Origin of the sequence: Streptomyces sp. NPDC047981, from assembly GCF_040653315.1 — a bacterium.
Taxonomy (GTDB): Bacteria; Actinomycetota; Actinomycetes; order Streptomycetales; family Streptomycetaceae; genus Streptomyces.
Genome location: NZ_JBEZNQ010000125.1, coordinates 1 through 13406 on the forward strand (window position 1 = coordinate 1; position 13406 = coordinate 13406).

15 protein-coding genes and 1 tRNA gene are annotated in these 13406 nt (G+C 72.3%); 7 read left to right on the top strand and 9 right to left on the bottom strand.

Annotation, left to right across the window (positions count from 1 at the left end; all coding sequences use genetic code 11):
- The 5 genes from AB0E14_RS37290 to AB0E14_RS37310 form a co-directional block, all read right to left on the bottom strand.
- Positions 1–1322: HD-GYP domain-containing protein (locus AB0E14_RS37290; protein ID WP_362429187.1), on the bottom strand; the 1322-nt coding region annotated here is incomplete at its 3' end.
- A 144-nt stretch (positions 1323–1466) separates the two neighbouring features.
- On the bottom strand, positions 1467–1766 hold the full coding sequence (gene rsrA, locus AB0E14_RS37295) for a mycothiol system anti-sigma-R factor (RefSeq protein WP_362429149.1): 300 nt from the start codon (positions 1764–1766) through the stop codon (positions 1467–1469).
- Positions 1763–2419 (bottom strand): sigma-70 family RNA polymerase sigma factor, encoded by a 657-nt coding sequence (locus tag AB0E14_RS37300; RefSeq protein WP_318109737.1) that lies wholly within the window; start codon positions 2417–2419, stop codon positions 1763–1765. Before AB0E14_RS37300 ends, rsrA begins: the two co-directional genes overlap by 4 nt.
- Positions 2420–2659: 240 nt before the next feature.
- Positions 2660–3295, bottom strand: coding sequence for an alpha/beta family hydrolase (locus tag AB0E14_RS37305; protein ID WP_362429153.1), 636 nt, complete (start codon positions 3293–3295; stop codon positions 2660–2662).
- Positions 3296–3332: 37 nt separating this feature from the next.
- Positions 3333–4148, bottom strand: coding sequence for an SOS response-associated peptidase (locus AB0E14_RS37310; RefSeq protein WP_362429156.1), 816 nt, complete (start codon positions 4146–4148; stop codon positions 3333–3335).
- Positions 4149–4199: 51 nt separating this feature from the next.
- Here AB0E14_RS37310 and AB0E14_RS37315 point away from each other — a divergent pair, with 51 nt between their 5' ends.
- The 4 genes from AB0E14_RS37315 to AB0E14_RS37330 all read left to right on the top strand — a co-directional run bounded on the left by AB0E14_RS37315 (position 4200) and on the right by AB0E14_RS37330 (position 7676).
- On the top strand, positions 4200–4886 hold the full coding sequence (locus tag AB0E14_RS37315; RefSeq protein WP_362429159.1) for a M50 family metallopeptidase: 687 nt from the start codon (positions 4200–4202) through the stop codon (positions 4884–4886).
- 28 nt (positions 4887–4914) lie between these two features.
- A complete protein-coding gene (gene aroA, locus AB0E14_RS37320) occupies positions 4915–6243 on the top strand; it encodes a 3-phosphoshikimate 1-carboxyvinyltransferase (RefSeq protein WP_362429162.1) in 1329 nt (442 codons plus the stop codon).
- A gap of 3 nt (positions 6244–6246) precedes the next feature.
- Entirely contained in the window at positions 6247–7260 is a 1014-nt protein-coding gene (gene rsgA / locus AB0E14_RS37325) for a ribosome small subunit-dependent GTPase A (RefSeq protein ID WP_362429165.1), read from the top strand.
- 92 nt (positions 7261–7352) lie between these two features.
- The gene (locus AB0E14_RS37330) at positions 7353–7676 is read left to right on the top strand and encodes a multidrug efflux SMR transporter (RefSeq protein ID WP_362429168.1); all 324 of its coding nucleotides are present in this window, start codon (positions 7353–7355) and stop codon (positions 7674–7676) included.
- On the opposite strand, the gene AB0E14_RS37335 is transcribed toward AB0E14_RS37330, so the two are convergent.
- The gene (locus AB0E14_RS37335; protein ID WP_362429171.1) at positions 7568–8290 is read right to left on the bottom strand and encodes a TetR/AcrR family transcriptional regulator; all 723 of its coding nucleotides are present in this window, start codon (positions 8288–8290) and stop codon (positions 7568–7570) included. The two genes, AB0E14_RS37330 and AB0E14_RS37335, sit on opposite strands and share 109 nt — an antisense overlap.
- A 106-nt stretch (positions 8291–8396) precedes the next feature.
- Here AB0E14_RS37335 and hisN point away from each other — a divergent pair, with 106 nt between their 5' ends.
- Together hisN and AB0E14_RS37345 are read left to right on the top strand one after the other, a co-directional pair.
- Positions 8397–9197 (top strand): histidinol-phosphatase, encoded by an 801-nt coding sequence (hisN, locus tag AB0E14_RS37340; protein WP_362429174.1) that lies wholly within the window; start codon positions 8397–8399, stop codon positions 9195–9197.
- Positions 9198–9367: 170 nt separating this feature from the next.
- The gene (locus AB0E14_RS37345; RefSeq protein ID WP_361964132.1) at positions 9368–9769 is read left to right on the top strand and encodes a CBS domain-containing protein; all 402 of its coding nucleotides are present in this window, start codon (positions 9368–9370) and stop codon (positions 9767–9769) included.
- Between the two features lie 73 nt (positions 9770–9842).
- On the opposite strand, the gene AB0E14_RS37350 is transcribed toward AB0E14_RS37345, so the two are convergent.
- Positions 9843–11357 carry a catalase gene (locus AB0E14_RS37350; RefSeq protein WP_362429178.1) on the bottom strand — a complete coding sequence of 505 codons (1515 nt, stop codon included), beginning with the start codon at positions 11355–11357 and terminating at the stop codon, positions 9843–9845.
- 109 nt (positions 11358–11466) lie between these two features.
- Here AB0E14_RS37350 and AB0E14_RS37355 point away from each other — a divergent pair, with 109 nt between their 5' ends.
- Positions 11467–11886: a Fur family transcriptional regulator gene (locus tag AB0E14_RS37355; RefSeq protein WP_362429181.1), complete on the top strand. Its 420-nt coding sequence runs from the start codon at positions 11467–11469 to the stop codon at positions 11884–11886.
- A gap of 118 nt (positions 11887–12004) precedes the next feature.
- Here the strand turns inward: AB0E14_RS37355 and AB0E14_RS37360 are convergent.
- Positions 12005–12078, bottom strand: a tRNA-Met gene (locus AB0E14_RS37360).
- Positions 12079–12124: 46 nt separating this feature from the next.
- On the bottom strand, positions 12125–13406 hold a 1282-nt coding region (locus AB0E14_RS37365), incomplete at its 5' end, for a tetratricopeptide repeat protein (RefSeq protein WP_362429184.1).

Sequence of the window (13406 nt, forward strand, 5' to 3'; positions counted from 1 at the left end):
GGGGCGGCCGGGGGGCACGGCTCGTCGGCCGTGACCGCCGGCTGCCAGCCGTGGCGGTCGAGCGCCTGGACGAGCGCGGCGACCATCCGGGGGTCGAAGTGCGTGCCCGCGCACCGCTGCAGCTCCGCGACGGCCGTCGCGACGGGCCGGGCCCGGCTGTAGGAGCGGGTCGAGGTCATCGCGTCGAAGGCGTCGGCGACCGCGACCACCCGGGCGAATTCGGGGATCTGCTCCCCGTGCAGCCCGTACGGGTAGCCGGTGCCGTCCAGCTTCTCGTGGTGGTGCAGGATCGCCGCCCTGGCCTCCCCGAGGAAGCCGATGCCCCGGACCATCTCGTGGCCGTACTCCGGGTGCAGCTCGATGACCCGGCGCTCCTCGGGCGTCAGCGGCCCGTCCTTGCGCAGGATCCGGGTCGGCACGCCGAGCTTGCCCACGTCGTGCAGGATCCCCGCGAAGCGGAGGATCTCCAGGCGCTCGTCCGCGATGCCCAGCTCGTGGGCGATCAACGCCGAGGCCTGGCCCACCCGTTCGCTGTGCCCCCGGGTGTAGCGGTCCTTGATGTCGACGGCCTGCACGAGCGCGCGGATCGTCGCCTGGTGCGCGGCGCGTTCGCGGTGGTACTGCGCAAAGACCCAGCAGGAGATGTACATGGGCAGCAGGACGAAGAGCGCGGCGACCGGCCCGTACGTGCTCCGCCAGAGCACCGCCATCATCAGCCCGGCGAGACCGTGGACGGTGTGCGGGGCGAGCGTCCGGCCGAGGAGCCCCCGCCAGGCGGTGCGGGCCGGGACGCGTTCGGCGGCGATCCTGACCCCGCCGTCGAGCGCGTTCAGGACCAGGCAGAAGGTGAGCGCGCAGGCGGCGGCGGGGAGCAGGGCGTACGGGAAGTCGGGGGCGTCCGGCCCCTTCCCGAGCGCCTCGCCGCTGCCCAGGGCCCCGGCGACGAGCGCGGCGGCCCAGACGGCGATCAGGAGCTGGGCCGTCCGCCAGGCCCGGCGCACGCCCGCGGGCCGCTGCTCCACCCGGGCGAGCAGGGCGCCGGGCAGCGCGGTGAGCGCGGCGGCGGAGGGCGGCAGCAGGAGGGCCGCGGCGAGCAGGACGGGGAAGAAGGAGCCGGCGCCCACGCGCACCGAGCCGCCGAGCGCCCTGCCGATGAGCCGGCAGCGCGCGGGGAGCTCGCAGAGCGCGTAGAGGGCGGCGAGGAGCCCGACGCACGTCCACGCCGTCTGCGCGCCGGGGCGCAGCGCCGGGAGCGCGCACACGGCGGCGGCGAGGAGGGCGCAGCCGATGTACGCACGTGCCGCTCGGGGAATCGCCTTCACGCCCATCACGCCTGTCACGCTAGCGAGTTGGGCGCGGCGCGCGGGCGGGCCACGGCCGATTCGCACCATCGGGTGATACAAGCTGATGTATGCGTGAGGGCCGCCGCGAACGCGTCGCGGCGGCCCTCGTGTGCGCGGGGGTTGCTACTCCTGGGCGGTGGCCGTGATGTCCTGCTCGGGCACCAGCTCGCCCGAGCGGATCAGGTCGATCCGGCCCATCACCTTGGCCCGCAGGTCGGTCGGCACGTCGTCACTGCCGCAGCAGCGCTTGACGAGCTTCTTCACCGCCTGTTCCAGGCCGTACTTCTCCAGGCACGGGGAGCACTCCTCGAAGTGGACCTCGAACTTGGTGCAGTCACTGTCGGGCATCTCTCTGTCGAGAAACTCGTAGAGATGGTCCAGGACCTCTGAGCAGTCCGTCTCATGCGGCTCTCCGCAGCTCATGAGCCCGAGCCTTTCCGATCGTTCGACGACTCTCCGGCGCCCGCGGGCACGAGCCCGCGGTCGCGGGCGTAGTCCTCGAGCATGCCGCGCAGCTGGCGGCGGCCCCGGTGCAGTCGGGACATCACCGTACCGATGGGTGTCCCCATGATGTCCGCGATCTCCTTGTACGCAAAGCCCTCTACATCCGCGAGATAGACGGCGATGCGGAATTCCTCGGGGATCGCCTGCAGCGCTTCCTTGACGTCCGAGTCCGGCAGGTGGTCGAGGGCCTGCGACTCGGCGGAGCGCAGCCCGGTCGACATGTGCGACTCGGCGCGGGCGAGCTGCCAGTCCTCGATCTCCTCGGCGGCGCTGCGCTGGGGCTCGCGCTGCTTCTTGCGGTACGAGTTGATGAAGGTGTTGGTCAGGATGCGGTACAGCCACGCCTTCAGATTCGTACCCTCGCGGAACTGGTGGAACGAGCCGTACGCCTTGGCGTACGTCTCCTGCACCAGGTCCTCGGCGTCTGCCGGGTTGCGCGTCATGCGCAGGGCGGCGGAGTACATCTGGTCGAGGAAGCCGAGGGCGTCCCGCTCGAAGCGCGCGTTGCGCTCCTCGGTCGTCTCCTCGGGGCCGTCGTCGGTCCCTGTGTCGGTCCCAGTGACCGGACCCACCTCCTCCAGCGCTGCGGCGAATCCGAAGGCGGACCCGCTCGATTCGGAGGATAGACGAGGAACCGCTCCGCCCGCCGCCCGAATAGGGGCGGCCTTGGGCGCGGGCAGGACCGTCCAGTCGAGGTCAGCGGCCTGCGGGCGCTCGGGGCAGATGGTCGAACCCATGCGACGGACTCCCTCTTCCTTGCTCTCACACCGACATGGGTCACAACCGCAGTCGGGTGCCGGGCATTCCCGCCGTCAGGACCGGAGTGACGTGACCCACTCGGCGACGCTCGCGACGATGAGACCGAGGGTCTCCTCGGGCGTGACGGGCGCGCGCTTGGCGACGCCGAACCCGTGATCGCCGTACGGCACGGCCACGAGTTCGTACGGCCCTTCGGGGAACTCCTCGGGCTTTCCGAAGGAGTCGTTGCCGCCCTGGACGACGAGGGTGGGCAGGCCGGTCCCGAGCAGTTCGGCCGCCCGGGACTTCTCGGGCCTGCCGGGCGGGTGCAGCGGGAAGCCCAGCGCGAGGACGGCCTCGGCGCCGAGTTCCTTCCCGGTCCGGCAGGCGACCCGCGCACCGGCGCTGCGGCCTCCCGCGATCACGGGCAGTCCGGGCTTCGCGAGGGCGGGCCAGATCCCGTGCCACCCGACGTCGAGCGTCTTCGGCGCGGGCGCGACCTTCTTCCCGGCGACCCGCCAGGGCTGCTCCACGAGGGCGACGGTCACGCCCTGCGGGGGCAGCGCCGCGGCGATGGCCTGGAGGTCCCGCGCCTCGATCCCTCCCCCGGCCCCGTGGCCGAGGGCGAGCACGGCCCAGGGCTTCTTCCCGGGGTACCAGGTGATCCGGGCTTCCCCGGCGTCGGTCGAAACGGTCTCGGTGCGACTCATGCCCCCATGGTGCCGCCCGCACCGGCGAATCCCGGTGTCAGAACAGCGTGCCGACCTCCGGGCCCTCCAGTTCCGTCAGCAGCTCCGGACCGTTGTTGCGGACGTTGCTGACGGCCGTCGCCACCGGGTACGCCCGCATCAGCCCCTCCGGCGGCGCCGCCAGCAGGCCCTGGAGCTCGTCGATGTCCGTGCGCTGCGGGTCCAGCCAGGCGTCCCAGCGGTCCGGGGTCAGCATCAGCGGCATCCGGGGGTGGATCTCCGCGAGCGAGCCGGGGCCCTCCGCCGGGGCCACGCCCAGCGGGCCCGTCTCCGCCTCGGTCGTGATGACCGAGCAGGTCACCCACCACGCCAGGGGGTCGCCGTCCGGCACGGTCCGGTCGCGCCAGAACTCGTAGATCCCGGCCATCGCGAAGACCGAGCCGTCCGCGGGCGTCACGAAGTACGGCTGCTTCCTGGGCCGCTTCTTCTTCCCCTCGACCTCCAGGTCCCGCTCCCCCGAGCCGGTGACCCACTCGTAGTAGCCGTCCGCCGGCAGGATGCACCGGCGCGCGGCGAACGCCTTCTTGAAGGACGGCTTCTCCGCGAGCGTCTCCGACCGCGCGTTGATCATCCGGGCCGCACCCTCGGGGCTCTTCGACCAGGACGGGACCAGGCCCCACTTCAGTGCTCGCAGCTGGCGAACCGGCCGCCGCGATTCCGCGTCTTTCAGAGGACGCTCCAGAACCGCGTAGACCTCTTTCGTGGGGGCCACGTTCCAGTCCGGGGCGAGGGTCTCCTCGGGCTCCCACTTCTCGACTCCGAAGACGCTCACCAGGTCCTGGGGCGCCCGACTCGCTGCATACCGTCCGCACATACGTGCCACACTGCCACGATCCACGACCCGACCGAGGAGACAGTCCAGAACATGACCGAAGTCCTCGGCACGCAGCCCGCCCCGGAAGAGTGGCTGGTGATCGTCACCGGCGTGGCCGCCCTCCTCGTCACCGTGCCCCGCGCGATATGGCGGCTTTCCCGCAACGCCATCACCATCGCCCACGAGGGCGGCCACGGCCTCGTCGCCCTCGTCACCGGCCGCCGGCTCCAGTCCATCCGGCTGCACTCGGACACCAGCGGGCTGACCGTCTCCCGCGGCCGCCCCACCGGTCTCGGCATGATCCTCACCGCCGCCGCCGGCTACACCGCGGCCCCGCTGCTCGGCCTCGGCGGCGCCTGGCTGCTCGCCGACCACCGGATCACGCTCCTGCTGTGGCTCGCGACCGCGCTGCTCCTCGCGATGCTGGTGATGGTCAGGAACCTGTACGGGATCTTCACCGTGCTCCTCACGGGCGCCGTGTTCCTGCTGATCTCCTGGCTGACCGGCCCCGACGTGCAGTCCGCCTTCGCGTACGCCGTCGTCTGGTTCCTGCTCGTCGGCGGGGTGCGCCCGGTCTTCGAGCTGCAGGGCAAGCGGCGGCACGGCGGGGCGCCGGACTCGGACGCGGACCAGCTCGCCCGGCTCACCCACGTCCCGCCGGCGCTCTGGCTCTTCTTCTTCCACGCGGTCTCGATCTGTTCCCTGATCGGCGGAGGCCGCTGGCTGCTCGGGCTGTAGCCGTCCCGTGCCCCACTAAAGTGAGGGCATGACCGAAACCTCCTCGCACGCCGACCTGCACACCGACCTCTGGCCCGCGCCGTATGCCGGCGGAGCCGTCGACGCGACCGTCACCGTGCCCGGATCGAAGTCGGTCACCAATCGCGGACTGGTCCTCGCCGCGCTCGCCGCGGAGCCGGGCTGGCTGCGCCGCCCGCTGCGCTCCCGCGACACCCTCCTGATGGCCGAGGCCCTGCGCACTCTCGGCGTCAGGATCGAGGAGGGCGTGGGCCCGGACGGCACGGGCGAGGCCTGGCGGATCATCCCGGCCGGGCTGCGCGGCCCGGCGACCGTCGACGTCGGCAACGCCGGCACGGTCATGCGCTTCCTGCCCCCGGTCGCGGCCCTCGCCGACGGCCCGGTGCGCTTCGACGGCGACGCCCGCTCCCACGAACGCCCGCTGCACGGCGTGATCGACGCGCTGCGCGTGCTCGGCGTCCGGATCGACGACGACGGGCGCGGCGCGCTGCCGATGACCGTGCACGGCGGCGGGGCGGTCGACGGCGGCCCGGTGGAGATCGACGCCTCCTCGTCGTCGCAGTTCGTCAGCGCGCTGCTGCTCTCCGCGCCCCGCTTCAACCAGGGGGTCGAGGTACGCCATGTGGGCGCGAAGCTCCCCTCGCTCCCGCACATCCGGATGACCGTGGACATGCTGCGCCAGGTCGGCGCCCAGGTCGACGAGCCGGAGACCGGCGGCGAGCCGAACGTCTGGCGGGTCGCCCCGTCCGCGCTGCTCGGACGTGATCTGACCGTCGAGCCCGATCTGTCGAACGCCCAGCCGTTCCTGGCCGCGGCCCTGGTCACCGGTGGCCGGGTGACGGTCCCGGACTGGCCGGCCAGGACCACCCAGCCCGGTGACGCGCTGCGGGAGATCTTCACCGAGATGGGTGGCTCCTGCGAGCTGACCGAGGCCGGTCTGACCTTCACCGGCACCGGCCGGATCCACGGCATCGACGTGGACCTGAGCGAGGTCGGCGAGCTGACGCCGGGCATCGCGGCGGTCGCGGCACTGGCCGACTCCCCGTCCACGCTGCGCGGCGTCGCGCATCTGCGGCTGCACGAGACGGACCGGCTGGCCGCGCTGACCAAGGAGATCAACGAGCTCGGCGGTGACGTCACGGAGACGGAGGACGGTCTCGTCATCCGCCCGCGCCCGCTGCACGGCGGGGTCTTCCACACGTACCACGACCACCGGATGGCGACGGCGGGCGCGATCATCGGCCTCGCGGTCGAGGGCGTGGAGATCGAGAACGTGGCGACGACGGCCAAGACCTTGCCCGACTTCCCCAGGATGTGGACCGAAATGCTCGGAGTCTGATCCATGCGGCACTACGGGAAGCGCACCGACGAGGACGACATCCGCCAGCGGCCCAACCGCAAGGGCAACCGTCCCCGCACCAGCATCCGCCCCAAGCACGAGGACGCGGTCGAGGGCATGGTCCTGACCGTGGACCGGGGCCGGCTCACCTGCCTGGTCGAGGACCGGGTGGTCCTCGCGATGAAGGCGCGCGAGCTGGGCCGCAAGGCGGCGGTCGTCGGCGACCGGGTCTCCCTCGTGGGCGATCTCTCCGGCGAGAAGGACACCCTGGCCCGGATCGTGCGGATCGGTGACCGCAGCTCCGTGCTCCGCCGTACGGCCGACGACGACGATCCGTTCGAGCGGGTGGTCGTCGCCAACGCCGACCAGCTGGCGATCGTCACCGCGCTCGCCGACCCGGAGCCCCGCCCCCGGCTGATCGACCGCTGCCTGGTCGCCGCGTACGACGGCGGGCTCTCCCCGCTCCTCGTGCTGACCAAGTCGGACCTGGCGAAGCCCGACGAGCTTCTGGAGATGTACGGCGCGCTCGGTGTGCCGTACGTGGTGACCACGCGCGACGAGTTCGTCGACGGGGTCGCCGCCGAGCGGGTGCACGAGCACCTGAAGGGGCGGACGACCGCGTTCGTCGGGCACTCGGGTGTCGGCAAGACGACGCTGGTCAACGCCCTGGTCCCGGAGGACAGGCGGCGGACCACGGGCCATGTCAACGCGGTCACCGGACGCGGCCGGCACACCACCACCTCGGCGCTCGCGCTGCCGCTGAACGACGCGGCCGGCGGCTGGGTGATCGACACGCCGGGCGTGCGGTCCTTCGGCCTCAACCACGTCGACCCGTCGCGGGTGATCCTCGCCTTCCCCGACCTCGTCCCCGGTACGGAGAACTGCCCGCGGGCCTGCAGCCACGACGAGCCGGACTGCGCCCTTGACGCGTGGGTGGCGGACGGGCACGCCGATCCGGCCCGGCTGTTCTCGCTGCGGCGGCTGCTCGCCACCCGGGAGCGACGCGAAGGCGACTGAGTCGCGCACGTTTGCGGCTCACACGTACTGGTAAGTGCATAATCGCACCAAGTGCGACGAAGCAGTCACCGACGGCGTGGGAGGCACTGACGATGGCGTGGCTGCTGGTGGTGGTCGCCGGACTCCTGGAGACGGGGTTCGCGGTCTGCCTCAAGCTCTCGCACGGATTCACCCGGCTGTGGCCCACGGTCGCCTTCGCCTGCTTCGCCCTCGGCAGCTTCGGTCTCCTGACGCTGGCGCTGCGGAAGCTGGACGTGGGCCCCGCTTACGCGGTGTGGACCGGCATCGGCGCGGCCGGGACGGCGATCTACGGAATGATCTTCCTCGGTGACGTGGTGTCCACGTTGAAGATCGTGTCGATCACGCTGGTCATCGTCGGGGTCATCGGGCTCCAGCTCTCCGGCTCCGCCCACTGACCGTCCGTCCGGCGACCCTCCGCCCCGCCGGACGGCCCGAGCACGGGCGGCCCGAGGAAGGGTGACGCGACGACGGGGGCCGGGGCGACGACGTACGAGAGCGCGAGCCGCAGGACGACCTCGCAGGAGCGCCGTACGTCCCCCTCCCCGTCACCGCGCAGGGCCGTGGCGGCCCGGTCGCGGGCGAGGCCGAGCAGGTCGGCGGGGGACGGCACGCCCGCGTCGGCGCGGCGCTGGGCGGGGACGGCGGAGGCGCGGGCTCCGGCCCGCGCGGGGCGGGGCGCGGGGAGCCGCTCGCCCCAGCAGCCGGTGAGCAGTGCCCGCAGGACGGGTCGTGTGAAGGCCTCGGAGACGGTCCACTCGGCGACGGCGGCCAGGTTCCGCCGGGGCGGGGCGGGCGAGGCGAGGACCCGGTCGACGCCCTGGAGGTAGGCGTCGGCCTCGCGCCGTACGAGCGCCCTGGCCATGCCCTCCTTGGAACCGAACTCGTTGTAGAGGGTCTGCCGGGAGACGCCCGCCGCGGCGGCCACGTCGACCATCCGGACGGCGGACCAGGGCAGCCCCGCGAGTGCCGCGTGGGCGGCGTCGAGCAGGGCCTCACGGGCAGTCGGCATCGTCGCCTCCCGGCCAGAACGGTTCTGCGCTCAGCGTTGACGGGCGAACACGCACTGTCAAGGCCTCCCGTAGGGCCACGCCTCTTCGAGGGATAGAGTTTCGACCATGGCCGACTACCACGATGATCTGCGACTCGCCCATGTCCTCGCGGACGCCGCCGACGCGGCCACGATGGACCGGTTCAAGGCCCTCGACCTGAAGGTCGAGACCAAGCCGGACATGACGCCGGTGAGCGAGGCGGACAAGGCCGCCGAGGAGCTGATCCGCACCCAGCTGCAGCGGGCGCGGCCACGCGACGCGATCCTGGGCGAGGAGTACGGCGTGGAGGGCACGGGCCCGCGCCGCTGGGTGATCGACCCGATCGACGGCACGAAGAACTACGTGCGCGGGGTGCCGGTCTGGGCGACCCTGATCGCGCTGATGGAGGCCGGCGACACCGGGTTCCAGCCGGTGGTGGGCGTCGTCTCGGCGCCGGCGCTCGGCCGCCGCTGGTGGGCGGCGAAGGGCGCGGGCGCGTTCACCGGCCGCAGCCTGTCGTCGGCGACCAGGATCCAGGTCTCGAAGGTCTCCGACCTGGGCGACGCCTCGTTCGCGTACTCCTCGCTGAGCGGCTGGGAGGAGCGCGGCCGCCTCGACGGCTTCCTCGACCTCACGCGCGCGTGCTGGCGGACGCGGGCGTACGGCGACTTCTGGCCGTACATGATGGTCGCCGAGGGCTCGGTGGACTTCTGCGCCGAGCCGGAGCTGTCGCTCTGGGACATGGCGGCGACGGCGATCGTCGTCCAGGAGGCGGGCGGCACCTTCACCGGCCTCGACGGCCGACACGGCCCGCACAGCGGCAACGCGGCGGCGTCGAACGGCCTGCTCCACGGCGAACTCCTGAGCTACCTGAACCAGGAGAGCTGAGCCGGACAGGGGCGAGGGCGCCCCACGAGGCGCACTCCGCCGGGTGTGCCTCGCGCGCCCCCTTGTCGGCCCCACGCCCCGATGCCACTCTGAGAGTCCCCCCACTTGTGAACTTGTGAATTCGTTCTCGTTGAAGGCGGGAGCGGTTCACCAAGGAGGTGGCTCCCTTCATGCTCGTCCGTGACGCCATGAGCACGGTGGTCCTCACCATCGGCCCCGCCCACACCCTCCGCCAGGCCGCCCGGCTGATGTCGGCGCGCCGCGTCGGCGCGGCCGTCGTCCACGACACCGACGCCGGCGGCTTCGGCATCCTCACCGAGCGCGACATCCTCAACTCGATCGGCGCCGACCAGAACCCCGACCACGAGACCGCGAGCTCCCACACCACCACCGACGTCGTCTTCGCCGCCCCCACCTGGACCCTGGAGGAGGCGGCCGCGGCCATGACGCACGGCGGCTTCCGCCATCTCGTCGTGCTCGACGGGCACGGACCCGTCGGCATCGTCTCCGTACGGGACATCATCCGCTGCTGGACCCCCGCGCACCGCCACGCGACGACCATGGCGAGCTGAACGCCGGAGCGGGCCGGCCCCCCGTACGGCTGTACGGAGAGACCGGCCCGCTCCTTCCCTACGGCAAGCGTCCTCAGCCGCGCAGGGCCTGGACCGCGGCCTCGAGCCGCTTGCCGAAGTCACCGTCCGCCTTGCGGAAGTTCTCGATCGCCCGCTCGGCGATGTCGTCGCGCGACACCTTCGCGATGAAGCCCGCCAGGTTCTCCACCAGGCGGCCCTTCTCGTCCTCCGCCATCAGCCGGTAGAGGTTGCCGGCCTGCACGAAGTCGTCGTCCTCGGCGTGCGAGGGGGCCGCGTGGTTGCCCGTGCCGCCGGTGACGGCGCTCGGCTGCCACAGCGGGCGGTCGGTCTGGAACGGACCGCCGAAGCTGTTCGGCTCGTAGTTCTTCGCGCCCTTGTGGCGGCCGTCGTAGAGGAAGCCGTCCCGGGAGTTGGTGCGCGCCTCGGTGGCGTGCGGGCGGTTCACCGGCAGGTGGTCGGCGTTGATGCCGACGCGGTAGCGGTGGGCGTCGCCGTAGGCGAAGAGGCGGCCCTGGAGCATCTTGTCCGGGGACGGGCCGATGCCGGGCACGAAGTGCGCCGGGCTGAAGATCGACTGCTCGACCTCGGCGAAGACGTTCTCCGGGTTGCGGTTGAGCTCCAGCCTGCCGATCTCGATCGGCGGGTAGTCCTCGTGCGGCCACACCTTGGTGAGGTCGAAGGGGTTGAAGCGGTAGGTCGCCGCGTCGGCCGCCGGCATGATCTGGACCTGCACGGTCCAGGTCGGGAAGTCGCCGCGCTCGATGGACTCGCGCAGATCGCGCTGGTGGCTGTCGGGGTCCTCGCCGGCCAGCCTGTTGGCCTCGGCCTGGGTGAGGTTCTTGATCCCCTGGTCGGTCTTGAAGTGGTACTTGACCCAGAAGACCTCGCCGGCCTCGTTGTTCCACTGGAACGTGTGCGAGCCGTAACCGTTCATGTGGCGGTACGAGGCGGGGATGCCACGGTCGCCGAAGAGCCAGGTCACCTGGTGGGTGGACTCGGGGCTGAGCCCCCAGAAGTCCCACACGTTGTCGGGCTCCTGGGAGCCCGTGTACGGGTCGCGCTTCTGGGTGTGGATGAAGTCGGGGAACTTGATGGCGTCCTTGATGAAGAACACCGGGGTGTTGTTGCCGACGAGGTCGTAGTTGCCCTCCTCGGTGTAGAACTTCAGCGCCCAGCCGCGCGGGTCGCGCACCGCGTCGGCCGCACCGAGGTTGCCCGCGACGGTGGAGAAGCGCAGGAACGTCTCGGTCTCCTTGCCGACCTCGGAGAGGAATGCCGCGCGGGTGTACCGGGTGACGTCGGCGGTCACGGTGAACGTGCCGTACGCACCGGCACCGCGCGCGTGGACCACGCGCTCCGGGATGCGCTCGCGGTTGAAGTGGGCGAGCTTCTCCAGGAGGAGCTGGTCCTGGACGAGCACCGGTCCGCCGACGCCGGCCGTCTCGCTGTTCTGGTTGTCGGCGACCGGCGCGCCGGCCTCGGTGGTGAGCGGTCCCTGCGTCGTCACGTGCGCCTCCTGTGCTGCTTGCCCTGCTCTTGTCCTGCTCGTGCCGCAAGCCCTGTCCATGGCCTGTGCTCTCGTACTCGACCCTACAATAGACAATGTCTAAGTCAAGGCCCTATCCAAAGTCACACCCGTTCGGGACCTTGGTCCCGTCGCTGTTAATCTGGTCCTTATGAGTGACCTTTTGGAACGACTGCGCGGCCGCGGCTGGCGAATGACCGCGCAGCGGCGCGTCGTGGCCGAGGTGCTCGACGGAGACCATGTGCACCTGACCGCGGACGAGGTCCACGCCCGCGCGGTGGAGCGTCTGCCCGAGATCTCCCGGGCGACCGTGTACAACACGCTGGGCGAGATGGTCACGCTCGGTGAGGTGATGGAGGTCGCCACGGACGGCCGCGCCAAGCGGTACGACCCGAACGCGCACCGCCCGCACCAGCACCTGGTCTGCGCCCGCTGCGGCGCGATCCGCGACGTCCACCCGGCCGGGAACCCGCTCGCGGACCTCCCCGACACCGAGCGCTTCGGCTTCACGATCTCCGGCGTCGAGGTCACGTACCGGGGCATCTGCCCGAGCTGCGCGTCCTCTGCCTGACCCGACGGCGTACGAAGAAGCCCCCACCTCGATGGGGGCTTCTTCGCGTCCGAGGCGCACGGGGATACGACGAAGGCCCGGATCCAGTGACTGGATCCGGGCCTTCGTTGCTACTGAGTAGCGGGGACAGGATTTGAACCTGCGACCTCTGGGTTATGAGCCCAGCGAGCTACCGAGCTGCTCCACCCCGCGTCGGTGAACCCAACCTTACGGGACCCCCTCGACCAGCGCAAATCGCTTAAGCGGTGAGCTCCTGGTGCAGCGCCTCGCTCAGCCGGGCCGCCCGCTCGGCCACCTCCGCCGGGCCCAGCTCCACAGCCCGCGCGCACCAGTGCCGCCCCTCGGTCAGCTCGCCGCGCCGGGCCGCGAGCAGTGCGAGGCGCAGCGCGGCACGGCCGTGCCCGGCGCGGGCGGCGCGGGTCCACCACAGGGCGGCCTCGCGCTCGCTGCCCTCGCGGGCCAGGAGCAGACCGAGGTTGAAGGCGCCGTTACGGCTGCCGGCCTCCGCGGCCTCCCGGTACCAGTGGGCCGCCTGCGTCTGGTCGCCGCGGCCTGCGGCCAGCATGCCCACCCGCACCTGGGCACGCCGGTGCCCCTGCTGGGCGGCGCGCTCGTACCACTCCTCGCACTCGGTCTTCTCCTCCTCGCGCGGGGCGCCGAGCGCCGGCGGGCCGGGCTCGGGGCGGCGCGCGTCGAGGACGCTCGCGAGCCGGAAGGCGGCCTCGGCACTGCCGCCGCCCGCCGCGCACCGCAGATGGCGCTCGGCGGCCTGCTCGTCGCCGTCCCGGAGGCTGGCGATGCCGACCTGGAGGGCGGCCTCGGTGTGCCCGGCGGCCGCGGCGCGCTCGTACCAGGTCAGCGCGGAGCGGTCGTCGTCGCGACCCGCGTAGAGGATGCCGAGGTTGAAGGCGGCGTCGACGCTGCCGGCCTCGGCAGCCTTGGAGAACCAGGGCTCGGCGCCGTTCGCGTCACCGGCCTGGAGCAGCAGGACGGCGAGCGCGTTGGCGGCCTCGCGGTGCCCGGCGTAGGCGGCGCGGCGGTACCACTGCTCGGCCTGCTGGTTACGGTCCTGGGCGGCACAGAGCAGCCCGAGGTTGTAGGCGCCGTTGACGTCCCCCGCGTCCATCGCGGCGCGGTACCAGCGCTCGGCGGTCTGCTGCTCGCCGCGGGCGGCGTGCAGGGCGCCGAGTGCGTTGGCGGCGTTGCCGTCGCCGTCCTGGGCGGCCCGCAGCCACCACACGGCGGCGCTCTCCTCGTCGCCCGCGTCGCGCAGCAGGAAGCCGAGGGCGCAGGCGGCCTTGGCCTCGCCCTCCTTGGCCGAGCTCAGGTACCAGCGGCCGGCCTCCTTCAGCTCGCCGCGCTTCTCCAGGATCGCGCCGAGGTGCAGCGCGGCCCGCCGGTGACCGCGCGCGGCGGCCTGCCGGAACCACTGCTCGGCCTCGTCGAGCTCCCCGTCGGGTGCCTGGGTCGCGCGCCGCTCCAGGGCGAGCGCGAGCCGGTAGGCGGCCTCGCGGTGGCCC

What these genes read in the sequence shown, in the direction of transcription:
- AB0E14_RS37350 (WP_362429178.1), bottom strand. Translation starts at nt 11,357, where the DNA reads ATGGACAGGGCTTGCGGCACGAGCAGGACAAGAGCAGGGCAAGCAGCA.
- aroA (WP_362429162.1), top strand. Translation starts at nt 4,915, where the DNA reads ATGACCGAAACCTCCTCGCACGCCGACCTGCACACCGACCTCTGGCCC.
- hisN (WP_362429174.1), top strand. Translation starts at nt 8,397, where the DNA reads ATGGCCGACTACCACGATGATCTGCGACTCGCCCATGTCCTCGCGGAC.
- AB0E14_RS37355 (WP_362429181.1), top strand. Translation starts at nt 11,467, where the DNA reads ATGAGTGACCTTTTGGAACGACTGCGCGGCCGCGGCTGGCGAATGACC.
- AB0E14_RS37310 (WP_362429156.1), bottom strand. Translation starts at nt 4,148, where the DNA reads ATGTGCGGACGGTATGCAGCGAGTCGGGCGCCCCAGGACCTGGTGAGC.
- rsgA (WP_362429165.1), top strand. Translation starts at nt 6,247, where the DNA reads ATGCGGCACTACGGGAAGCGCACCGACGAGGACGACATCCGCCAGCGG.
- rsrA (WP_362429149.1), bottom strand. Translation starts at nt 1,766, where the DNA reads ATGAGCTGCGGAGAGCCGCATGAGACGGACTGCTCAGAGGTCCTGGAC.
- AB0E14_RS37345 (WP_361964132.1), top strand. Translation starts at nt 9,368, where the DNA reads ATGCTCGTCCGTGACGCCATGAGCACGGTGGTCCTCACCATCGGCCCC.
- AB0E14_RS37330 (WP_362429168.1), top strand. Translation starts at nt 7,353, where the DNA reads ATGGCGTGGCTGCTGGTGGTGGTCGCCGGACTCCTGGAGACGGGGTTC.
- AB0E14_RS37305 (WP_362429153.1), bottom strand. Translation starts at nt 3,295, where the DNA reads ATGAGTCGCACCGAGACCGTTTCGACCGACGCCGGGGAAGCCCGGATC.
- AB0E14_RS37315 (WP_362429159.1), top strand. Translation starts at nt 4,200, where the DNA reads ATGACCGAAGTCCTCGGCACGCAGCCCGCCCCGGAAGAGTGGCTGGTG.
- AB0E14_RS37335 (WP_362429171.1), bottom strand. Translation starts at nt 8,290, where the DNA reads ATGCCGACTGCCCGTGAGGCCCTGCTCGACGCCGCCCACGCGGCACTC.